Consider the following 22,602-nt stretch of genomic DNA (forward strand, 5'->3'; position numbering starts at 1 on the left):
GCCTACTTTTTCCAGGCCTGCGCGAGCGCTTCCTTGATGTGGCGGACGGGGACGAGGGTGAGCGGATACTTCGCGGACAGCCGCTCGGCGTTGGAGGCCGGCAGGATCACGCGGGTGAATCCCATCCGGGCCGCCTCGTTCAAGCGTTGCTCCGCCATCGGGACGGCCCGGACCTCGCCCCCCAATCCCACCTCGCCGAAGGCGGCGGTGCCCGCCGGGATCACCTGGTCTTTGAAGCTTGCCGCAACGGCGCACAGCAGTGCCAGATCCGCCGCGGTCTCGTCGAGCTCGAACCCTCCCGCCACGTTGACGAAGATGTCCTGGTTGTAGAGGGAGAAACCCGCCTTCTTCTCCAGGATGGCGCACAGAAGGATCACCCGGTTCGTGTCCGCGCCGAGCGTCGTGCGCCTCGGCATCGCGAGGAACGACTGGGAGGCAAGCGCCTGGACCTCGACCAGGAGCGGCCTTGTCCCCTCGATCGCCGGGAATACGAGAGCCCCCGAGGTGTCCCCGCTGCGCTCGGAGAGGAACAGCCCCGAGGGATCGGCCACTTCGGAGAGGCCCGAGGCGCGCATCTCGAACACGCCGATCTCGTTGGTCGACCCGAACCGGTTCTTCACGGCCTTGAGAATTCGGTACGGGTGCCCCTTCTCCCCCTCGAAGTAGAGGACCGTGTCGACCAGGTGCTCCAGGACGCGCGGCCCGGCGATCGTCCCCTCCTTGGTCACATGCCCCACGAGGAAGACCGACATCCCTGCCTTCTTCCCGTAGAAGACCAGCCGCCCCGCGCACTCGCGGACCTGGCCGACCGACCCCGGCGCGCCAGGGAGATCGGAGGTGAACATCGTCTGGATGGAATCGATCAAAAGCGTCGAAGGAGAAAGTTCCGAGGCGACGGTCATCACCTTTTCGACGGAGGTCTCGGAGAGCAGGAAGATCTCCCTCTCTTCGACTCCGAGCCTTGCGGCGCGGAGTTTTACCTGCGCCTCCGACTCCTCCCCCGACACGTACAGAACAGGCTTTCCCTCCCGGGCCAAGCCCTTCGCAACCTGCAGGAGGATGGTGGATTTGCCGATTCCGGGATCGCCGCCGATGAGCGTGGCCGACGAGGGGACGACGCCCCCCCCCATCACGCGGTCGAACTCCGCGATGCCGCTCTTCGCGCGGGTCTCCGCGGTGTCGGACACATCCGTCAGCCGGACCGGCTTCGATGCGGGAAACCCATCGACGACCACCCGGTACTTCGGCTCCGCCGCTGCAACCTCTTCGACGAGCGATCCCCACTTCCCGCAGTCCGGGCATCGCCCGAGCCACTTCGGCGTGGTGAACCCGCACGAGGTGCAGGCGTAATCGACCCTTACTTTCGCCAATTCGCCGACACCTCCAGCGCCACCTCGTCGAACGTCGCCTTCCCCGCGCGCACGATCCGTTTCACGTCGTCGTACTCGGGCACCGGCCGTACGGAGCCGTCGGGAAGCATCGCCTCCTTGACCCGCACGCGACCGAACCGGGTCTCGATGACCCGCACGTTGCGCGCGAGCTTCAGCCGGTCGCAAGCGTGGTACCGCAGGCCGATGGCCGTCGAAAGCGAGAAGACCGCAGCGGAAACCAGCTCCAGCCGTTCTTCGGGGCACAAGATCCGCAGGACCCAGCCGGGCCGGTTTTTCTTCATCGTCGCCGGCAGGATGGCCACGTCCAGCGCCCCTGCGGCGAAGGACCGCTCCATCAGCAGCTCGAACCGCTGCGGGTTCATGTCGTCGATGTTCGCCTCGACCTCGAGCACGCGGTCTTGCCCTCTTGCGCCAGAAGACGGTTCCCCTTCCACTACCCGGAGGATATTCGGACGCCCGGGGATTTCCCGGTGCCCAAGTCCCACACCCACGCCGTGAACCGTCATTTCGGGCGGACGCTCGAAGGAGACCTCGAAGGCGCGTAAGAGCGCCGCCCCCGTCGGGGTCACCATTTCTCCGTCCCCCTCTCCGAACCGCCACGGGGCGCCAGTAAGGAGGGCAAGCGTCGCGGGACCCGGGACGGGCAGTTTCCCATGGGAGGACCACGCCTCGCCCGATCCTCCCGGCAGGACGGAACAGTAGGCCGAGGTGGAACCGATCCGGTCGAACAGGAAACAGGCGGCTGCGATGTCCACGATGGCGTCCACCGCCCCCACCTCGTGGAAATGCACCTTTTCCTTTTTGGTGCCGTGAACCTTCGCCTCGGCCGTGGCCAGCAGATCGAAACAGGCAATGGCGCGGGACCTGGCGCCCATCGGAAGGGAAGAACGTTTGAGCAAGGAGACGATCTCCTGAAAGTTACGTGCCGACGCCTTGCGGGAGGAGAGCTTCACGATGAACCGCGTGCCGGCCATTCCTGCGGAGACGTCTCCCTCGACCGAAACACGGTAGCCCCCGACCGGGAGCCCACGCAGCGCCCGCCGCAGCTCTCTCTCGGCACCCGCAAGAGAAAGCAGCGCCGCGCACGTCATGTCGCCGGCGATCCCCGAAAAGCAGTCGAAATATAGTATTTTTCCTCTCACTGCTCCCCTTCCATCTCGTGTTACAAACGGTTGATGACCGACGAGTAAACGCCGGCGCCGAAGCCGTTGTCGATGTTCACGACGGCCACCGTCGGCGAGCAGGAGTTGAGCATCCCCAGAAGCGCCGACAGCCCGCCGAAGCTCGCCCCGTAGCCGACGCTGGTGGGAACGGCGATGACCGGCTTGTCGGTCAGGCCCCCGACGACCGAGGCGAGCGCCCCCTCCATCCCGGCGACCACTACGAGGACCCGCGCCGACAGGAGCGCCTCTTTCCGCAGGAGCAGGCGATGGATCCCCGCAACCCCGACGTCGAAGAGCCGCTCGACGCGATTCCCCAGGAACTCCGCTGTGACGGCCGCCTCCTCCGCGACGGGGATGTCGGAAGTGCCCGCCGTCACCACGAGGATCGTTCCCTTTCCTTGGATCGCCGGCTTCCCGGAGCGGATCACCGCGCAGCGCGCTTTCGCGTAAAGGACCGCCTCCCGGAAACTCTTTCGGATCGCCCTCTGCTTGGCGGGATCGAGGCGCGTGACCAGCACGTCGGCGCCCGAGCGCCGCATCGCCCGCGCGATGGCGGCGATCTGCGCGGCGGTCTTCCCCTCCCCCAGGATCACCTCGGGGATCCCCTGGCGGATCGACCGGTGATGGTCGACGTTCGCCATTCCCAGGCTCTCGAAAGGCAGGGAACGCATCTTTCGGAATGCCGCCTCCACGGATGTCTTCCCCCCGGCGACCTCCTTGAGAAGCTGTCGCAGCCGCTCCGCGGTCATTCCGTTTCCTCCCAGCGCTCCGTCTCCGGTTTCTCCACCGGCTCCTCCACACTCTCCCGCCGGGACGACAACCGCACCCGGACCTCCTTGACGGCTCGCTCCGTGGCACGCACGACGGTGAAAACAGCGCCGGGGACGGTGAAACGCTCCCCCGCGGCCGGGATTCTCCCCGCAAGGGAGATCAGTATCCCGCCCACCGTGGAATAGTCTCCCGCGGGAAGGGACGCGCCCAGCTCCTCTTCGAACCGGTGAATCTCCATCGAACCCGGCACCAGGAACTCGTCGGGCGCAACTTTTTTATAGTATTCCATCCCCCGGTCGTATTCATCCTCGATTTCGCCGACCACCTCCTCCACGATGTCCTCGGCCGTCACGATCCCGGTCACGCCGCCGAACTCGTCGACGACCACCGCGAAGGAAGTCCTCTGCGCCTGGAACTTCCGCATCAGCTCGTCGATCGGCATCAGCTCCGGGACGAAGAACGCCTTGCGCAGCAGGGGAAGGATGGGGCCGTCAGGGGGGCTGCCCACTGCGTCGAGGACGTGGAGGAACCCCACCACCCGGTCGATCCGCTCCCGGTACACCGGGTACCGGGAATAGCCGCTGCGGGAGGCCAGCAGCGCCGCCTCGCGGCAGACCGCGCCTTCCGGGAGCGCCACGACCTGGGCCAGGGGACGGAAGATGTCCGCGACCTTCTTCTCCCCGAAGCGGAACACGCGGCGCACCATCGCCCGTTCGTGCGCCTCCACGTCCGACCCCGTCCGGCTCATCTTGAGAATCAGCCGGAGCTCCTCCCGGGTGACCATGCCGTGGAGGGGGGGAAAGCCGCCGAAGGGTTTCGAGACGACGCGGGCGAAGAAAGAGACCGCGGCGACCAGGGGATACAGCGCAATCCCTGCGTACCAGACGAAGCGGGCGGCTCCCCCGGCCAGGGCGTCCGCGCGGGGCTGGGCGAAGCTCTTGGGGACGATCTCGCCGAGGAGGATCACCAGCGGAGTGATCACGGCAACCGCCAGCAGCTCCGCATGGTTCCCGTAGCGCGGAAGAAAATGGGATGTGGCGAGGACCGTGGAGAGGACAACGAACAGGTTCGTCCCGGTGAGCGTCGTGGAGATGGCGTGCTCGGGCCGGGACAGGAGCCGAAGCGCGATCTGCGCCCCCCGCTCGCCCCGCCTCGCCCGTTCGGTGAGCTTGTGCGGATCCGCACAGACCAGGACCATCTCTGCCCCCGTGAACAGGCCTTCCATCAGGAGGCAGAAGGCGATCGCGGCGAGGAATTCCACGGCCTATTGCCCTCCCTCGCGGATTTCACGGACGCCAACCTCAACGATGCGGATCCCTTTCAGCCGCTCGACGGTGAAGCAACGATTCCCGAGGACGATCGAGTCCCCCCTGCCGGGCAGTCTCCCGAACTCGTGGAGCAAGAGCCCCGCGACGGTGTCCCATTCCTGGTCGGGCAGGTCCGTGCCGAACGCATCGTTGAACCGGCGGATGGGCATCTTCCCCAGGACGCGGAACGTTCCGTCCGGCCGGGTCGCGATTTCCTTCTCCTCCCTGTCGTGCTCCTCCCGGATGTCGCCGAACAGCTCCTCCAGGACGTCCTCCAGCGTGACGATTCCGATGAGCTCCCCGAACTCGTCGACCACCAGCGCCAGGTGGACCTTGAGCTTCTGGAACTCGCGCAGGAGGAGCGGCAATTTCTTCGACGCCGGGATGACGAAGGGAGATTTCAACAGCTCTCTCCAGGCGACGTCCGTCCCCCCTTCCGCCATCGGCCGGAGCAGCTCCTTGAAATACAGGACGCCGATGATATTCCCCCGCTCCCCCTCGTAGACGGGGATCCGGGACCGGCGGTACCTGCGGAACTGGGCAAGAAGTTCCCCGTACGGAAGCGTCGCGGGGACCATGAACACGTCGGCAAGGGGCGTCATGATGTTTCCCGCCCGCTGGTCGGTCATCTCGAAGATGTTGTGGATGAGTTCCTTCTCGCCGGGATCGAGCGTTCCGGTCTCTTCCCCGACGTCCACCAGCGCGCGGAACTCCCGCTCGGTGAGCCCTCCGCGGGGAGCCGGAAGGGACCCTCCCCCGATCAGGCGCAGGATCCCGCCGGCCGTCATCGTAAGAAGGAACCGCAGCGGGGCCACGAGCCTTTCGAAGACGCGAAACGGGCGGAAGGCAAGGAGCGACCAGGCGCGGGCTCGCGGCCAGGCGATGCACTTCGGCGCGATGTCCCCCAGGATCAAGACCCCGAGGGTGCCCAGGAGCAGAGCCAGGAGCTCTCCGTGCGCGGGAAATTCCCGGATCAGGAGGGCGGCGATCACCGAGGAGATCGCCACGTTGGCGATCTCGTTGCCGATGAAGATCGTGGCGATCAGCTTGCCCGGCGCTTCGAGCATCTTCTCGATCGCGGCGGCAAGCCGGTTCCCCTCTTCTCTCCATTTCAGGAAATCGACGCGCCGCAGGGCGAAGAACGCCGTCTCCGCCGAAGAAAAGAAGGCGGACGCGGCAAACAGGAAGGGGAGCAGCAGAAATTTCATGGGATTTAAAAGTGGACGAAGCCCCGCGGGAGGCGGGTTTCCTTCATCCAGGACCCGTCGGCGAGGCGCACCCGGATTCCGGCCTGCTTCGTCACCATGCCGATGGGGTGCGCCCCGGCGGGGAAGCGCCGCGCGGCCCTCCGGAAGGATTCGTACCGGTGGGGACGCACGGACATCAGCAGCTCGTAGTCCTCGCCCCCGGCGAGGAAGGCGGCGACGGCGTCCTCCCGCAGCCCCGCCGCGGCTTTCCGGAACCTCGCGGAGAACCGGAACGCCTTCTCGTCCAGGACGGCTCCCATCCCTCCCTGCTCGAGGAGGTGGGAGAGATCCGGCAAAAGACCGTCGCTGAGGTCGATCATGGCCGAGACCGCTCCGCTGCGTGCCGCCAGGGCACCCTCCTTCCAACGGGCCTCGGGGCGAAGGTGCCGGCGCATCGCCTCGCGCCGCCATCCCTTGGGGTCCCGGGGCCGCCCGCCGGAAAGGAGCCGCAGCCCCAGGCGGGACCAGCCGGGCTCCCCGGTGACGAAGAGGAGGTCGCCGGGCCGTGCGCCTGTACGCAGGACTGCCTTTCCGGGGGAAACCTTTCCCAAGACGGTAAGGCCCAGCACAAGGGTTTCACTCCGGCAAGTGTCCCCGCCCATCAACCGGATCCCGGAGGAACGCCCTGCGTTCGTCATCCCGCGGAATATGCCGTCCAGGAGCCGGACGGGCGTTTCCGGAGGGGCGGCCAGAGCGACGAGGTAGCAGACGGGGGAAGCGCCCATCGCGGAGAGATCGGAAAGGTTGGCCATGAGCGCGCGCCACCCCAGCTCCTCGGGAAGAAAATACCGGAAATCGAAGTGGGTCCCCTCCACCAGCAGGTCGGTGGAGAGCACCACGTTCCCGGGCGACGCGCGCAGGACCGCGGCATCGTCCCCGATGCCGATCTCCCCGGTGCGGACGGGACCGCCGAACCGCCGCTTCACGTGCTCGATGAACCCGAACTCTCCCAGGTCCCGCAGGCATCCGGGAGAGGGATCTTTGCGTTTCACCGCTTCTTCCGCGACCTCTTCGCCGTGCGGCGCCCCCCCGCGCCCGCGGCGCCGTCTCCCTGCGCAGGCGGACGGAGGGGATTCCTCCCGAGCGCTCTGGCGACGACCTCGTCCATGCTCTTGACGAACGTGAACGTGAACTGCCGGGCCTCGTGGCGCGGGATTTCCTCCAGGTCCTTCCGGTTCTGCTCGGGGACGATGACCTCGGTGATCCCGGCCCGCAGGGCGGCCAGCGCCTTCTCCTTCAGCCCTCCGATCGGCAGGACGCGTCCCCGCAAGGTGATCTCCCCGGTCATCGCGATGTCGCGCCGGACGGGGATCCCCGTCAGCGACGAGATGAGCGCCGTGGCGATCGTGATCCCGGCGGATGGCCCGTCCTTGGGGATCGCGCCCGCCGGGACGTGGATGTGGATGTCGTGGCTGGAGTGAAAATCCCTTGCCAGGCCCAGGCGGGCCGCGCGCGACCGCGTGTAGGTGAGCGCGGCATGGGCGCTCTCCTTCATGACGTCGCCCAGGGACCCGGTGATGGTGACGTTCCCCTTCCCCTTGACCAGCGACACCTCGACGAACAGGATGTCCCCCCCGGTGGGCGTCCACGCCAGGCCGGTCGCCACGCCGACTTCGTCCTTCTCCCCTTCGGTTTCGGGGAGGAACTTCGGTACCCCGAGGTACTTCGAGAGGTTCCTCGGGGTGATGGAGAACGGACCCTTCTCCCCCTCGGCGATCTTCCGCGCCGTCTTGCGGCAGATCTGCGAAATCTCGCGCTCGAGGTTCCGCAGGCCCGCCTCCCGGGTGTACTGGTGGATGATCGCCAGGATGGCCTTGTCGGTCATCCGGAGCTGGCCGTCCCGGACGCCGTTCTCCTCCTTCTGCCGCGGCAGGAGGAATCGCTTGGCGATGGCCAGCTTATCGACGTCGGTGTACCCGGAGAGATAAAGGATCTCCATCCGGTCCTTCAGGGCCGGCGGAACGGGGTCGATGATGTTGCCCGTGCCGATGAAAAGCACCTTCGACAGGTCGAACGGAACGTTGAGGTAGTTGTCGCTGAAGGCGAAGTTCTGCTCCGGGTCGAGCACCTCCAGCAGCGCCGCGGAAGGGTCTCCCCGGAAATCGGCACCGAGCTTGTCGATCTCGTCCAGCATGAAGACGGGGTTCCTCGTCCCCGCATTCTTCATGCCCTGGAGGATCCGGCCGGGGAGCGCCCCGACGTACGTTCGCCGGTGGCCGCGGATCTCGGCTTCGTCCCGGATCCCTCCCAGCGACATGCGGATGAATTTGCGGCCCATGGACCGCGCGATCGATTTCCCCAGGGAGGTCTTCCCCACGCCGGGTGGTCCAACGAAGCACAGGATCGGCCCCTTCATCTTGTCCTTGAGCTTGCGGACGGCGAGGTACTCGAGGATCCGCTCCTTGACCTTCTCGAGGTCGTGGTGGTCCTCGTCGAGGATCTTCTTGGCCTTGGCGATGTTGATGTTGTCCCGGGTTTCCTTCTTCCAGGGGAGCTCCACCAGCCAGTCGAGATAGGTCCGGACGACGGAGGACTCGGCCGAGTCCGGGTGCATCCCCTCCAGGCGCCGGAGCTGCTTCTCCGCTTCCTTGCCGACCTCCTCCGACATCCCGGCCGCCTTGATCTTCTCCCGCAGCTCGTCGATCTCCTCGGATTTCCCGTCGATGTCGCCCAGCTCCGACTTGATCGCCTTGAGCTGCTCGCGGAGGAAATACTCCCGCTGGCTCTTCGACATCTCCTCTTTGGCCTGGTTCTGGATCTTTGCCTGCATGTCGGCCAGCTGGAGCTCCCGGGAGAGCAGGTTGTTCACCAGCGTCAGCCGGGCGACGGGGTCCTCCTCCTCCAGCACTCCCTGGGCCTCCTCGATCTTGAGCCGCAGGTTGGAGGCCACCAGGTCGGCCAGCACGCCTGGGTTGCTGATGTTCTCGGTGACCATGAGGATCTCGACCGGCATGTTCTTCAGCGAGAGGATCTTCTCGATCTTCTCCCGGGAAGCGCGCATCAGCGCCTCCACCTCGAGCGCCCCTTCCTTGACGGGAGACTCGACGAGCCGTTCGATGCGCACCCGCACCGCGGGCCGGGACTCCATGAACTCGACGATCCTCCCCTTGACGACACCCTGGATGAGGATCTTCAAGCGACCGTCGGGAAGCTTGAGCATCCGCATGATCATCGCTACGGTCCCGGTCCGGTAGAGGTCCTCCACTTTCGGCTCCTCCACCGAGGGGTCCTTCTGGGTCGCCAGGAAAATGTGCCGGTCGCGCGCCAGCGCCTCCTCCACCGACGCGATCGAACCTTCGCGCCCCACGAAGAGCGGCAGCGTCATGTACGGAAAAATGACGATGTCCCTCACGGGGAGCAGGGGGAGGATCGTCGGGATCTCGGGGGCCGTTTCTTTCGGCTCGGCCTCTTCCCGTCGTTCGGGCATCGAAGCCCGTTCTCCTTCCTGCTGGGCCGGGGCCTCGCGTTCCGGATCGCCAGGTCTGATCGTTTCGTCCGCCATATCGCTTCTTCCCCCTGTTCTTCCTTAGACGTTACCCTTCGGTAACGACCGGAATCCGTCGCTCCTGTCCGCGCCGTTCCGAGACTTTCGGGAGAAACAGGATCAACACTCCTCCCTTTAAGACAGCCGTCATCCGCGCAAGGTTCACGGAACCGCTCACGTCGAAGGCCCGGTGGAACCTGCCGAAGATGCGCTCCACGCACAGGTAGGAGACATCCCCGGCGGCCGTGTCGGGCTGCTTCTCTCCGACAACCACGATCCGCTGGCCTCTCACCCGGACGTCGATCCCCTCCCTTGACACTCCCGGGAGCTCCATCCGGATGACCACCTCCTCCGGCGTTTCGTGAACGTCCGAGAGCGGTCTGTACGCCGCCTCGTCGGAGATGTCCACCAGCATCACCCGCCCCATCATGCAGACTCCCTGCGGGCCCTTTTCCTCGTCAACGGGCTTCCTCTTCATGTTCCGGCTCAACGGATCCTCTCCTTCCTCAGGAAGGCGTGCAGGCCCGGGCCGATCTCCGGGTCCTTCAGCGCAAACGCGATGTTGGCCATCAGGAACCCCAGCTTGGTCCCCGCGTCGTAACGGATCCCCTCGAAGGCGTACCCGATGACCCGCTCCTGGGAGAGCAGTGCGCGGATGGCGTCGGTCAGCTGGAGTTCCCCGCCCGCCCCCGGCTTCGTCGCCTGGAGAGCGGGGAAAATCGACGGGGGGAGAAGGTAGCGGCCGATGATGGCCAGATCCGAGGGCGCCTTCTCGGGCCTGGGCTTTTCGACCATGTCCAGGACCTCGTACACCCCCTCCGCGATCTTCCTGCCTTCTATGATACCGTAACGCGACACGTGCTCCCTCGGCACCTGCTGGATGGCCAGAACCGCCCCGGCGCTGTACTTCTCGTAGACGTCGATCATCTGGCGGAGAACCGGCACTTTCGAGTCGATCACGTCGTCCGAGAGGATGACGGCGAACGGCTCCTCGCCGACCAGGTCCTTGGCGCGCAGCACGGCGTGCCCCAGGCCCAGCGGCAGGTGCTGCCGGACGTAGAAAAAATCGCCCATGTCGGAGATCGCACGGACGAGAGCATGCATTTTGCCGTCCCCCTTCCTGGCGAGGATGGCCTCCAGCTCGAAGGAAACGTCGAAGTGGTCCTCGATGGAGTTCTTCCCGCGCCCGGTGACGATGATCATGTCCCGGATCCCCGCGGCTTTCGCCTCCTCGACACCGTGCTGGATGAGCGGCTTGTCCACGAGGGGGAGCATCTCTTTCGGGGATGCCTTCGTCGCGGGGAGGAAGCGAGTCCCGAATCCCGCCGCCGGAAACACCGCTTTTCGTATCATCCTTTTTTCTCCCTTTTCCGCCATTCCGTTCGCCGGAACCGCCGAAAGAAATCCTTTACCGCCCCCGGGTCCCGGGTCCACGGCATTTCCGGAAGGTTCTCCCGGAATACCGCCCCGTAAGGCCTCGACAGGACCCTGTGGTCGAGGAGAGCCACCACCCCGAAATCGTCCCCGCGCCGCAGCAGACGCCCCACTCCCTGGCGCAGCGCGAGCACGGCCTCGGGAAGCTGGTACTCGGCGAACGGGTCCCCGCCCCGCTCGCGGACAGCCCGTACGCGGGCCGCCACCACGGGATCGGTCGGGGGGGCAAACGGAAGCTTGTCGATGATCACGCAACGCAGCGATTCCCCGGGCACGTCGATCCCTTCCCAGAACGTCCCCGTTCCGATCAATACCGCGTCCTCCTCTTCCCGGAACGCCCGCAGCAAGTGCATGCGGGGGCCTTCGCCCTGCACGTAGAGCGTGAACGGAAGCGCATCCCGAAGCAATTCCTCCAGCGCGCCCAGCGTACGGTAACTGGTGCAAAGGACGAGGGCCCCGCCGCCGGAGAGCGAGAGAATGGCGGCGGTCTCCCGGGCGGCGGCGGACGGAAACCCCTCGTCGCCAGGATCCGGGAGGTCGGCCGGGACATATACGAGCGCCTTCCGCGCGAAGTCAAACTCATTATCCACAATGAGTTCCCTAACATCAACACCGCCCAGGCCGACGCGTTCCCGGAAATAGGACAGGTTCCCCGAAACGGAAAGGGTGGCGGAGGTCAGGAGGACCGGGCACGACTCGTTCCACAACACGTCGGAGAGGATCGCGGAGACCTCGACGGGCGTGCGGCAGAAGGTGACGGAAGGGCCGCGCCGCTCCCCCCATGCCACCGTACTCCCCGGTTCGGGAGACAGCACTCCGGCAAAATCCTCGACGAACGACCGGGCTCTCCGCAGAAGCATTTCCCCGTCGCCTTCCGGCGGTCCCCCGCTTCCGGCGGCCTCTCTCCCCGCGGCGCCCCGGAATCCCTGGCAGGTGGAAAGGGTCAGGCAGAGCTCTTCCCCCGCGCGCCGCAGCTCTTCGGCCCGCCGGTAGAAAGAGGGGTCCTCCGCAAGCCGCTGGAGAAGGAACCTCCCCTGCCCTTCCCCCGCGGTAACGAACAGGCTTTCCGCCGCGCGGCGGAGGGCTTCCGCCGCCGGGAGCGCTGGCCTCCACCCTTCCCCCGCTTTGCCGCAGGAGCGGGCAACGTCGCGGCAGAGTTCCTGTGCGCGCCACAGGGAAACGCTGAGGCCGAAAAAAGAGGAGGCAACCTCCTCGATGCCGTGGGCTTCGTCCAGGACCACAACGTCGGGGGAGGGAAGGATGTCGGGGCCGCCACCCGATCTCGCGCGGAGGGCCAGGTCGGCGAAGAAGAGGTGATGGTTGACGACCACCAGGTCCGCGATCGCCGCCCGTCGGCGGACCTCCATCAGGAAGCACCGCTCCACTTCCGCGCAGGCGGCCGTGTCGCAAACCTCGGAACGGGCGTTGACTTCGCCCCATGCCCGGAAATCCTCCGGGATCCCCGGGCATTCGGAGAGGTCCCCCGTGCGGGTCGTCTCGGCAAAGGCCTGCATGCGATTGAAATGGGCCGCTTCCCGGGCAAACTCGAACAGCGGCGCGGCGGCAAACCGCTTCCACCGGCGGCGGCACAGGTAGTTGGCCCGCCCCTTCGCGACGACGCAGGAAAAGGGTGCGGAGAGGGCCTGCCGGACGATGGGGACGTCGTTTTCCACCAGCTGTTGCTGAAGCGTCCGGGTCCCCGTGGAGAGGATCGCCCTGCGACCGGAGAGCACCACCGGGATCAGATAGGCGAGCGTTTTCCCGATTCCGGTGGCCGCCTCCGCTACGAGGATCTCCCCTCGCGAAAGGGCGTCCGACCATTCGGAAGCAAAGCGATGCTGCCCGGGACGGGGCTCGAACCCCCGGAGAGCGGCGGACAGCTGCCCACCGGGGGAGAACACCGCACGCACGCGCTGCGCGAGTTCGGAAGGCACTTAGAGTTCCGGCACCGGGACGAAATTCCCGAGCTCCACCCGCAGGAGGAACACCTTCCGGCGCATCTCCCCCGACGGGCCGAACTGGAAGGCCCCCGTCACGCCGCGGAACGTTTTCAGCCGGGGGATCTGCTCGCGGGAGGCTTCTCCGGCGGAGCGACCCTCCTTCCCGGCGTTGAGGTCGTACGCCTCGGCGAGAAGCATCGCACCGTCGTACCCCATCGCCTCGAAGCGCGAAGGGGCGGATCTCAACGCCTCCCGGTATTCCGTGCGGAACTTTTCGCCCTGGGTGCCGGGAATCGCGTCGGCGTAGTCCACGGAGAACACGGCGCCCGCCACCGCGTCGCCGGCCTTCCGGATCAGCTCCTCGTCGTTCCATCCGGAGAATCCCGCAAGGGGAACATAAACGTTGTAATAGCGAAGCTGCGAGGCAAGGAGGAAGACCCGGTCCCACCGGTCGGCGATGAGGATGGCCTCCTGCCGAAGTTTCATCCCCTTTCCCTTCTCCTTCGTCTTCGCCTCTCGGGCAAAGGCGGTCTGCCCCACGGCCTTCCGGATCACCTCGGTGAAGTCCTTTGCTTCGGGGGGGTAGGAAACCGTCTTGCCGACCCGGATCCCGCTCTCCTGCGCTGCGGCAGCGACCGCCTCCGCGAACCCTTTTCCGTAACCGTTATCCGGGTAGAGGAGCAGGAGATTGGACTGCCCGCTTCTTTGCAGATAGGCCAGGACCGCCCGCGCCTCCGTGGTTGGGGAGAGGCCGAATCCGTACAGGAAGGGCTTCTCCTGGATCCCCTTCTGGCCGAGATAGAGGACCGGGGGCGATTTCGGCCCGAAGGCGACGCCGACGGACCGCCCCTCCTCCCCGGTCAGCGGCCCCAGGAACCCGATGACGCTCCGGTCCGATGCCGCCCCGAGGAACTCCTTTCGGGCCCGGTCCGGCTGGCCGCCGGTGTCCATCCAGCGCAGGACCGGCAGGAGGGGATCGGTTCCCTTTTGCCGGGACTGCTGCAAGGCGATTTCCGCGCCGGAGAGGACGGCGAACCCGATGTCGGCCAGCTTTCCGCTCAAGGGGACGAGTCCGACGATCTTCGGGCGGGAAGCGATGATCTTCTCCAGCCGGAAGAGCTGTTCCGCCGCTTCCTGCGAACCGGTGCCTCCCGCGCCCGCCGCTTTCTCGAGAGCAAATGCCGCCATGCCGGTGAATCCCTTCCGGGAGGCCAGCTTCCCCATCGTCAGAAACAGGTGGGCCTTTACCCCCGCTTCCTCCTCGCCTTCCGCCGCCTCCCGCAGTGCGGCCATATCGGTCAAGCCCGCGATCAGGGCATCCCTCTCCGCGCGGATTCGCGCGGTCTCCTCCGGGGTGCGAGCCGTCTCCGCGGCGCGGCGGAACAGGCCCATCGCCTGGCCTACCCTTCCTCTTTCCAAGTCCGCGCGGGCCATGACGGCGAGCAGCTTCGGAGGATCGGCGTGGATGTACTGCTGGTCCAGCAGGTAGGCCGCCACCTGCCGCGCCTCGGACTTCCACTGCATGCGCTGGTACACCCGGAACTTGAGGTCCATGGCGGAGAGCGCCAGGAACCGGGCGCGGGAAAGGAGGATCGCCTTGTCCGCGGCGGAGAGGGCCGGTTCGATCTCCCCCTTGGCGAGCAGCATCTCCCCCACTCGCATCCATACGAACCCTTTCCGCTCGTCGTCGGGGTAATTGTAGGCCAGATCGAGAAAATGGGAGAGCGCCTCATCCGTCCTGCCGGCCTGGAACTCCGTCTCCGCGCGCCAGAACGGGGCGATCGGAAGGGCGCGGGAAGGGGAAGGGGCCGCCGGACGGGCAACCGGCACGGTCTCCGCGGCGGGCGGAAGGGGGAGTTCCTCCCCCCACGATGCGACGCACACAACGGCCAGCAGGATGAGGGCGAAAGCCCCCCCCGTCTTGCGCATCAACCGAAGATCTCCTTGACCTTTTCGAAGAAGCTCCGGGAGATGGGGCCGGGGAAGTCGCCCGAAAGTTCCCGGAATTCGACCAGCAATTCCTTCTGCCGCTTGGTCAGTTTTTTCGGGACGTCGATGACGACCCGGATCACGAGGTTCCCCCGCCGATGTCCGTTGAGAACGGCTACCCCTTCGCCCTTCATCACGAACTCCTGGCCGGACTGCGTTCCCGGGGGAAGGGTGAGCTTCTTCTTGCCGGAAAGGGTCGGAACCTCGATTTCATCCCCCAGCGCGGCCTGGGGAAAGACGATCGGCACTTCGCACAGCAGGTGCTCCCCGTCGCGCACGAAAAAAGGATGCTCGCGGACGGACACCACGACGTAAAGATCGCCCGGGGGACCGCCGCCCGGCCCGGTCTCCCCCTCCCCGCGCAGTTTCAGCCGCGTTCCGTTGTCGACGCCAGCGGGAATCTTCACTTTCAGGGACCGCTTTTCCTTGACCGTCCCGCTTCCCGCGCACTCGGGGCAATGCTCCCGGATGATCTCCCCGGCCCCCCGGCAACGGCCGCACGTCCGGGTCATCGAGAAGAACCCTTGCTGGACGGAAACCTGCCCCCGCCCGTTGCACGCCGCGCACCGCTCGGGGCGGGTCCCCTTCTTCGCCCCCCTCCCCGCGCACTCGGCGCAGGCCGCGGTCCGGGGGACGACGATCTCCTTCTCGGTCCCGAACGCCGCCTCCTCGAACGCGATTTCCAGGTTATAGCGGAGATCGGCCCCGCGACGCGACTTCTGCCTGCCGCCCCCGAAGATCGTCCCGAACCCGAAGAACTCGTTGAGGATGTCTTCCACGCCGCCGAAGTTGAAATCGGTGAACCCCCCGAACCCCTGGCCGGAAGGACCGGCGTGTCCGTACGTATCGTACTGCTCTCGTTTCTGGGGGTCCGAAAGGACGGAGTAGGCCTCGTTGAGTTCCTTGAACTTCTCCTCGGCGCTCTTGTCTCCGGGGTTCCGGTCGGGGTGATATTGGAGGGCCAGCTGGCGAAAAGACTTTTTGATCTCGTCGGGGCCGACGTTCCGTGAAACCCCCAGCACCTCGTAATAGTCGCGCTTGGCCACCTCAGTTCCCCTGGCCGGCGGGGTCCGGGTCCGGTCCGTCTTCCCGATTCGGGGACCGGGCCGGTGGCGCCGCAGCGACCGTCACCTGGGCGGGCCGGAGCAGCCTGCCGTTCAGCAGGTACCCCTTGCCGGCCTCGGACAGCACCGTCCCCTCGGGCTTTCCTACCCACGGGACCTGCGCGATCGCCTCGTGAAGGTTCGGGTCGAACCTCTCCCCCTCCGCCGATATCTGCTCCAGCCCGAACTTCCGCAGCTCGGAGAGGAACTGGTCGTGCGTCAGGTGCACGCCGGCGAGGAGCCCTTCGGACGATCCCGACGACCCGGCCAGTGACATCGCCCGCTCCAGGTTGTCGAGAAACGGCAGGATGGCGCGGAGCAGCCGCTCGTTTCCGAAGGAAACCAGGGTCTCCTTCTCCCGGGCGACCCGCTTCCGATAGTTGTCGAACTCCGCGGCGAGATATGCCAGGCGGTTCCTCAATTCCTCCAGCTCCCCGGCGACCTCCACCGGGGAGGAGGCCCGTTCTTCCTCCGCGTTTTCCTCTCCCGCATGCTCCGGCTCGCAGGACGGCGTCTCCCGCGGAAGGTTCTTTTTCTTTTCCTTATCCTTCATGACGATTCCCTCTCCTGCCGATCTTACGAGCGGTCCATGCCCGAAAGACGTTTCCGGTTTTATCGGTGTTCGAAGACGGAGCTCAAGAGCCTGGCGGAGTATTCCACGAGGGGAATGATCCGGGAGTAATCCATCCGGACGGGGCCGATCAGCCCTATGCTGCCCATCGACGAGTCCCCCAGACGGTACCCCGACGCCACCACCGAGATGTCGGGAAGACCTTCCACCGGATTTTCCGTGCCGATCGAAACCTGGATGGCCTCGCCTTCGAGCGCCCGGTCGAGAAGCCGGACGATGACGCTCTTTTCCTCGAACGCCCGGAGGATCCGCTTGAGCTTCTGTACGTCCTCCACGAACTCCGGCTGTTCCAGGATGTTGGCCCTGCCTTCGACGTACACTTCCGTGGGGCTCCCCTCGTCGAGCGCCTTTGCGCTGAGCAGCAGCGCCCGCTGCATCAGCCGGTCGTACCGCGCTTTTTCCTTCTTCATCTCCTGCAGGATCTTCACCCGCAGCTGCGGGAGGGAGAGGCCGGCGGCCAGTTCGCTCAGGTAGCCGTTGATCTTTCCGATGTCGTCGTCCGACAGGTCGGTCTCGCCGTCGATCAGGCGGTGCTCGACCCACCCCGCCTGCGTGACGGTCACCAGCAGGATCTTGTCGACCCCCGCCCGCAAGAGGTTCAGGGAGAGCAACGGCTGACTCGAGTGCCGCGATACGACCACTACGCATGCCTGCCGGGAAAGGCTCGAGACCAGGCGGCTGAACTGGCGAACCAGCTCTTCGGCGGAGGTCGCCCCCGCCTCCCCCGCTGCCATCCGCTGCAGCTGGTCGCGCTCGGGGCGCGCAAGCTTCCGCCTCGCCAGGAGATAGTCGACGTAATACCGGAAACCCGTCCCGGTGGGCACTCGGCCGGCGGAGGTATGAGGCTGGACCAGGTAGCCCATCTCCTCGAGGTCCGCCATGATGTTGCGGATCGTCGCAGGGGAGAGCTGCTGCCCCATTTTCTTCGAGATGGTGCGCGAGCCGACCGGCTCCGCCGTCTCGATGTAATCTTCCACCACGTGGCGCAGCACCTGCGCCCCGCGGTCGTCCAGCGCCCCGATCACGGTAGTCTGCCCGCCTGCGGTTTTTAGCACTCCAACACTTCGAGTGCTAACCCTCAATGTACCAACGCCGAAGCCGGGGTGTCAAGGACGGCCCCCGCAAAGTCATGGAGCGTGCTCCCCGTCGAGGCGGGACATCCCCTTGGAGAGAGCATAGTCGCGGGCATCGCCCCACTCCTCCGGAGAGGTCCGCCGCGCGATCTCGGGGAACTCGTACGCCCTGCCGCACGGCCGGTACTGGTCCATCAGGTTCAGGTAGGTGTCCGTCCCGATCTCCCCCGCCAGGAAGTCGATCACTTTCCGTGTCGTCGAGGCGTCTCCGGGCATCACGAGATGGCGGACGAGAAGCCCCCGGAGGGCGATCCCTCTCCCGTCGAGGACCAGGGGCCCCACCTGCCGCGCCATCTCCTTGACCGCGGCCCGGACCACCATGGGGTAATCGGGAGCGCCGCAGTACCTCGCGGCAGGCCCCGGCTCCAGAAACTTCACGTCGGGCATGTAGATGTCGATTACCCCTTCGAGCTCGCGCAGCGTTTCCAGGCGTTCATATCCGCCGCAATTGTAGACGACCGGGAGGGAGAGCCCGCGCTCCCGGGCATGCGAGAGAGCTTCGAGAATCTGAGGGGTCACGTGCGTGGGCGTAACGAGATTGAGGTTATGGCACCCCGTGCGCTGCAGGTACAGGAAAATGTCCGCGAGGGCGGCGGCTGCAACCTCCCGCCCTTCCTCGAAATGGCTGATGTCGTAGTTCTGGCAGAATGCACAGTGGAGGTTGCACCGGGAGAAGAAAACGGTCCCGGAGCCGTTCCATCCCGTCAGGGGCGGTTCCTCCCCGAAGTGCGGACCGAACGAGGCCACCCTCGCCGCCTGCCCGGTTCCGCATTCGCCTTTTTCCCCCCGGACACGGTTGACCCGGCAGATCCTGGGGCAGATGTCGCACCGCTCGAGCCTGCCTAAAAGCCGGCGCGCACGTTCCGACTGTTCCCCGCTGTCCATGCTCCTCCCCCCGCCGGGCCGCTCTTCCGCATACCCCCGTCATTGTACCCCTTCTTCGCAGGCGCCGGCCTTCCCATCAGGCGTCAAGCGTCTGGCGCACCTTGCGCAGCAGGGCATCGGGAGTGAAGGGTTTTTCGAGAAAGGAGATGCCGGATTCGAGCACGCCGTGGTGCACGATCGACTCGTCCGTGTAGCCGGACATGTAGAGTACCTTCACTCCGGGAAGGTGCGGCGCCAGCGATTCCGCAGCCTCCCGGCCGCCCATCTTCGGCATGACAACGTCCGTGATGATCAGGTGGATAGGGGTCTTATGGCTTCTTCCGACCTTCTGTGCCTCGACGCCGTCGGAAGCCGTAAGGACCGTGTAGCCGTTTCCCTCCAGGATACTCCGGACCAGCGCCCGGACCACCTCCTCGTCCTCCACCACCAGTACGGTTTCCCGGCCACGCGGCGCGGAAACCGATGCCCCCTCCTTCTTTGTCTCAACGACGCCCCCGAAACGCGGGAAGTACACCTTGAACGTGGCGCCCTTCCCGGCCTCGCTGTAGACCCAGATGTAGCCGCCGCTCTGCTTGACGATGCCGTAGACCGTGGATAGCCCGAGCCCTGTCCCCTTTCCTTTTTCCTTGGTTGTGTAGAAGGGCTCAAAGAGCCGGACCTTCGTCTCCTCGTCCATCCCCATGCCCGTGTCGCTGATGGAAAGCAGGACATACTCCCCCGGCTTGACGACCGTGTGCCGGCGGACGTACCGGTCGTCCAGCTCCACGTTCGAGCTCTCGATCGTCACCTTCCCGCCCTGCGGTATGGCGTCCCGGGCGTTGACGATGAGGTTCATGATGACCTGCTCGACCTGTCCGGGGTCCGCCTGCACGTTCCACAGGCCGGGCTTGAGGACGGTCACCAGGTCGATGTCCTCGCCGATCAGCCGCCGGATCATCCCTTCCATGGCGGCCACCACGGTATTGAGATCCAGCACCTTCGGCTGCAGCACCTGCTTCCGGCTGAAGGCCAGCAGCTGCCGGGTGAGCGACGTGGCGCGCTCCCCCGCCTTCTGGATCTCTTCCACATCCTTCCGCAACGGAGAGGAGCTGTCGATCCGGTGGAGCAGGAGGTCGGAGTACCCCCGGATCGCCGTGAGGAGGTTGTTGAAGTCGTGCGCGATTCCGCCCGCCAGCCTTCCGATCGCCTCGATCTTCTGCGACTGCTGCAACTGCTCCTCGAGCTTCCTCCGCTCGGAAATGTCGATGCCGGTGCCGATGAGGCACGGCCCTCCCTTCCCGTGGAAGATCTGGCCGGTGAAGTAATGGGTAATCTTCTCCCCGCTTTTCGAAACAAGCTCCGCCTCCACGGACGAGGCGCCCGACTCGAAAACCTCCCGGATCCGCTCCCGGACCAATCTCTTGTCCGGATCCTCAAAAAAGTCCAACGGATGCATCCGTCCGATTTCCTCGGTGGAGTATTCGGTGATCCGCTCGAAATTTCCGTTCCAGCGCAGGAGCTTCCCCGTCTGGTCGAACAGGTAGAAAATCCCCGGCAGGCTGTTCAGGGCCGCATTCGAGAAGTCCCGCTCCAGCACGATCGTCTCTTCGGCCTGCTTCCGTTCGGTGATGTCCTCCATGACGGCCATGATCCCCGTGAGGTTTCCCCGGGTGTCCCGCAGGGGAGCCGTCGAGAGGGAAATCCCGATGGGAGATCCGTCCTTCTTCCTGCGGGTGATCTCCACGCCCGAGAAACCGCCATCTTTCAACACGCGCTCCCGCAGCGCGCGGAATTCATCCCGTTTTTCCTCGGGCACCATGGGATTGAATTTCCCTATCACCTCATCCGGCGTCCAGCCGAACACGCGTTCCGCCGACAGGTTCCACAGCGTGACGATTCCATCGGGGGTCAGGGCCATTATGGGCAGCGGCGAGGCTTCGATCACCGCCTGAAGCTTCTCGTACGTAGCCAGCAACGCCTCCTCGGACTGCCTCCGGTCGGTGATGTCCAGCAGCAGACCGTCGACATAGTCGAAGTTCCCTTCCGCGTCGTAGATCAGCCGGCGCCTGTCCCCTAGCCACCGGATGCTGCCGTCCTTGTGCCGCGTCCGGTATTCCACCCGAAGGATCTTCCGTTTCTCTTGGACAGCCTGTCGGAAAGCTTGCTTCACGAAATCGATGTCATCCGGGTGGATGATCTCCCGCCACGTCGTGGTGCCGCTCAGGAACTCCTCTGGCGTGTACCCCGTAATCCGCTCGACATCGGCGCCGATGAAGGTCAGAGACCAGTCCCGGAGTCCCCGGTAGACGGCGCCGGGAATGTTGTCCATCAGGGAGGCCAGACGCCCGGCGAGATCCTCCTGGTTCCGGGAATGGCGGATCGCAATCCTCTCCGCTTCTTTCACCGAAGTGATGTCCGAAAGGTAATGGATCGCTCCGGCGAACCGGCCGTTTTCATCGACCATCGGATCGACGGTCTCCTTGAGCCACAGGTTTTTCTCGGGAAACTCGATATCGGCCGACTCCCTGCGCCGGCTGTCCATCGCGCGCTGGAGGAGGCAGCCCTGGACAGGTTTTTCGGTCTTGTGGACAAGCGAGTAGCAGGTTTCCCCGATGATCTTTTCGCGGGGGATGCCAATAAAAGTCTCCATGGCGGTGTTGACCCAGACGAACCGGTACCCAGCGTCCAGGACAGCGACCGCATCGGGCATCGAAAAAATGATCTTTTCCCAGTCCATCCCGCTGATTCCCACAGCACTCCGGTTTTTTTTCAACAACCGCTGCCCATCGAGGCGGGAAACTTCTTTCTCTCTTATCGGAGAATCTTCACGCTTCTTTAAGCATTCCCGCCTCCGCAGGGTATTTGTTTCCATTAATGTTTTTCTTCTGAAATTGCTATATTGATTGCCATGACCACGATGTTCTTCCTTGTGGCGGCGCTCCTCCTGGGGGGAATCGCAGGATTCGTTGCCGGGTTCTTTGTCGCTCGAATCCCCGAATCGCCGACGGAGACGGATACGGATAAGGATTTCCGCCTGCGGCGGCAGATCCAGGAATTGTCGGCCGAGCTGGAGAAGACGACGAAGGAACGGGCCGACGACCTGACGATCGCGTCCCAGATCCCCATCATCGTCAAGAGGCTGGGGGAGAGACTGGCGCCGGGCGCCATCCCGGGGATCGCCGTGCGCATCACCAAGGAGATCTTCCGCACGTCGACAGCGGGATTTTTCGCCCTCCGGAAAGAGGATGGCGGCTTCTACCTGGTCTGCGGGGTTGGATTCCCGAACGGCTGGAAGGACAGCCGAAGGTTTTCCTCCACGGAGGGAATCTTGGGAACAGCCGCGCGGCAACTGATCGTCGTGGCAAAGGAGGATTATCTCGCGGGGATGAAGAGCTGGCCCCTCCCTCCCGGAACCCTGGAGGAGGCCGGCCTCCTGCCCGATCTCGTCGCCCCCGTGGTCTGGGGAGGAAGGACATACGGCGCGCTGGTGCTCTCCGGGTCCGCCGTCCCCCTCGGAGGGAAACGGCCGTACGCCTCGATGCTGGCTGACTTGATGGCCAGCGCGTTCCAGAACTCCATCGCCGTCGAGACGGCGGACCTCGAAGCATCCACGGACCCGTTGACGGGACTCTACAACCGTAAGTACCTCTCGCACCGGTTCGAGGCGGTGGTGAGGCGCGCAAGGAACTACATGGCCCCCCTTTCGGTCCTTCTCCTCGACATCGATCATTTCAAGAAGGTCAACGACACCTACGGGCACCCGGCAGGGGACGTCATCCTGAAGAAACTGGCGGAGATGATCCGGAAGGCCACCCGTGCTTCCGACTTCGTCGTCCGTTACGGGGGAGAGGAATTCGTCGTTGTGATGACCGCCTCCAACCAGGACCAGGCGTTTCTCTACGTCGATCGGCTCCGGGAGGAGGTCGCCGCCGCCGAATTCCCCGTCCCGGGACACAGCGCCCCGCTGAAGGTGACCATCAGCGCGGGAGTCTCATCGTTCCCCGACGACGGGCAGTCCACCACCGACCTGCTCAAGGCGGCCGACCAGGCCCTTTACGCCGCGAAGGCAGGCGGACGCAACCGCGTGGTCCGCGCCGCCCGGATCGGCCTCGACGGCAAGCCTTTCTGAAACCGGCGGATCGCGA

Annotated in this window: 17 protein-coding genes; 1 reads left to right on the forward strand and 16 read right to left on the reverse strand. The window is 65.4% G+C overall.

Going from position 1 to position 22,602, the window contains the following annotated elements; genetic code table 11:
• Positions 1-2: 2 nt before the first annotated feature.
• The 16 genes from A2Z13_01120 to A2Z13_01195 all read right to left on the reverse strand — a co-directional run bounded on the left by A2Z13_01120 (position 3) and on the right by A2Z13_01195 (position 21,209).
• Positions 3-1,370 carry a DNA repair protein RadA gene (locus tag A2Z13_01120; GenBank protein OGP75849.1) on the reverse strand — a complete coding sequence of 456 codons (1,368 nt, stop codon included), beginning with the start codon at positions 1,368-1,370 and terminating at the stop codon, positions 3-5.
• A complete protein-coding gene (locus A2Z13_01125; GenBank protein OGP75850.1) occupies positions 1,358-2,533 on the reverse strand; it encodes a TIGR00299 family protein in 1,176 nt (391 codons plus the stop codon). The genes A2Z13_01120 and A2Z13_01125 overlap by 13 nt, the downstream gene beginning before the upstream one ends.
• Before the next feature lie 20 nt (positions 2,534-2,553).
• A complete protein-coding gene (locus A2Z13_01130; protein OGP75851.1) occupies positions 2,554-3,303 on the reverse strand; it encodes a 1-(5-phosphoribosyl)-5-amino-4-imidazole-carboxylate carboxylase in 750 nt (249 codons plus the stop codon).
• Positions 3,300-4,586: a hypothetical protein gene (locus tag A2Z13_01135; GenBank protein OGP75852.1), complete on the reverse strand. Its 1,287-nt coding sequence runs from the start codon at positions 4,584-4,586 to the stop codon at positions 3,300-3,302. The genes A2Z13_01130 and A2Z13_01135 overlap by 4 nt, the downstream gene beginning before the upstream one ends.
• A gap of 3 nt (positions 4,587-4,589) precedes the next feature.
• Positions 4,590-5,840, reverse strand: coding sequence for a hypothetical protein (locus A2Z13_01140; GenBank protein OGP75853.1), 1,251 nt, complete (start codon positions 5,838-5,840; stop codon positions 4,590-4,592).
• A gap of 5 nt (positions 5,841-5,845) precedes the next feature.
• On the reverse strand, positions 5,846-6,841 hold the full coding sequence (locus A2Z13_01145) for a thiamine-phosphate kinase (GenBank protein ID OGP75867.1): 996 nt from the start codon (positions 6,839-6,841) through the stop codon (positions 5,846-5,848).
• 26 nt (positions 6,842-6,867) lie between these two features.
• Complete coding sequence (locus A2Z13_01150; GenBank protein OGP75854.1) at positions 6,868-9,381, reverse strand: endopeptidase La; 2,514 nt, start codon at positions 9,379-9,381, stop codon at positions 6,868-6,870.
• Between the two features lie 31 nt (positions 9,382-9,412).
• Positions 9,413-9,853, reverse strand: a complete 441-nt coding sequence (locus A2Z13_01155) for a hypothetical protein (GenBank protein ID OGP75855.1) — start codon at positions 9,851-9,853, stop codon at positions 9,413-9,415.
• On the reverse strand, positions 9,850-10,716 hold the full coding sequence (locus A2Z13_01160; protein OGP75868.1) for a UTP--glucose-1-phosphate uridylyltransferase: 867 nt from the start codon (positions 10,714-10,716) through the stop codon (positions 9,850-9,852). The genes A2Z13_01155 and A2Z13_01160 overlap by 4 nt, the downstream gene beginning before the upstream one ends.
• Positions 10,713-12,731: a hypothetical protein gene (locus A2Z13_01165; GenBank protein OGP75856.1), complete on the reverse strand. Its 2,019-nt coding sequence runs from the start codon at positions 12,729-12,731 to the stop codon at positions 10,713-10,715. The genes A2Z13_01160 and A2Z13_01165 overlap by 4 nt, the downstream gene beginning before the upstream one ends.
• Positions 12,732-14,666 carry a hypothetical protein gene (locus A2Z13_01170; GenBank protein ID OGP75857.1) on the reverse strand — a complete coding sequence of 645 codons (1,935 nt, stop codon included), beginning with the start codon at positions 14,664-14,666 and terminating at the stop codon, positions 12,732-12,734.
• Positions 14,666-15,772, reverse strand: a complete 1,107-nt coding sequence (locus tag A2Z13_01175; protein OGP75858.1) for a molecular chaperone DnaJ — start codon at positions 15,770-15,772, stop codon at positions 14,666-14,668. Before A2Z13_01175 ends, A2Z13_01170 begins: the two co-directional genes overlap by 1 nt.
• A gap of 1 nt (position 15,773) precedes the next feature.
• On the reverse strand, positions 15,774-16,382 hold the full coding sequence (locus A2Z13_01180; protein ID OGP75859.1) for a nucleotide exchange factor GrpE: 609 nt from the start codon (positions 16,380-16,382) through the stop codon (positions 15,774-15,776).
• A gap of 59 nt (positions 16,383-16,441) precedes the next feature.
• The gene (locus tag A2Z13_01185; GenBank protein ID OGP75869.1) at positions 16,442-17,482 is read right to left on the reverse strand and encodes a heat-inducible transcription repressor HrcA; all 1,041 of its coding nucleotides are present in this window, start codon (positions 17,480-17,482) and stop codon (positions 16,442-16,444) included.
• A gap of 105 nt (positions 17,483-17,587) precedes the next feature.
• Positions 17,588-18,478: a radical SAM protein gene (locus tag A2Z13_01190; protein OGP75860.1), complete on the reverse strand. Its 891-nt coding sequence runs from the start codon at positions 18,476-18,478 to the stop codon at positions 17,588-17,590.
• Between the two features lie 76 nt (positions 18,479-18,554).
• A complete protein-coding gene (locus A2Z13_01195; GenBank protein ID OGP75861.1) occupies positions 18,555-21,209 on the reverse strand; it encodes a hypothetical protein in 2,655 nt (884 codons plus the stop codon).
• 156 nt (positions 21,210-21,365) lie between these two features.
• Here A2Z13_01195 and A2Z13_01200 point away from each other — a divergent pair, with 156 nt between their 5' ends.
• Entirely contained in the window at positions 21,366-22,586 is a 1,221-nt protein-coding gene (locus A2Z13_01200; protein ID OGP75862.1) for a hypothetical protein, read from the forward strand.
• Positions 22,587-22,602: the final 16 nt, after the last annotated feature.

The sequence above is a fragment of the Deltaproteobacteria bacterium RBG_16_64_85 genome, assembly GCA_001798885.1.
Taxonomy (GTDB): Bacteria; Desulfobacterota; Deferrimicrobia; order Deferrimicrobiales; family Deferrimicrobiaceae; genus FEB-35.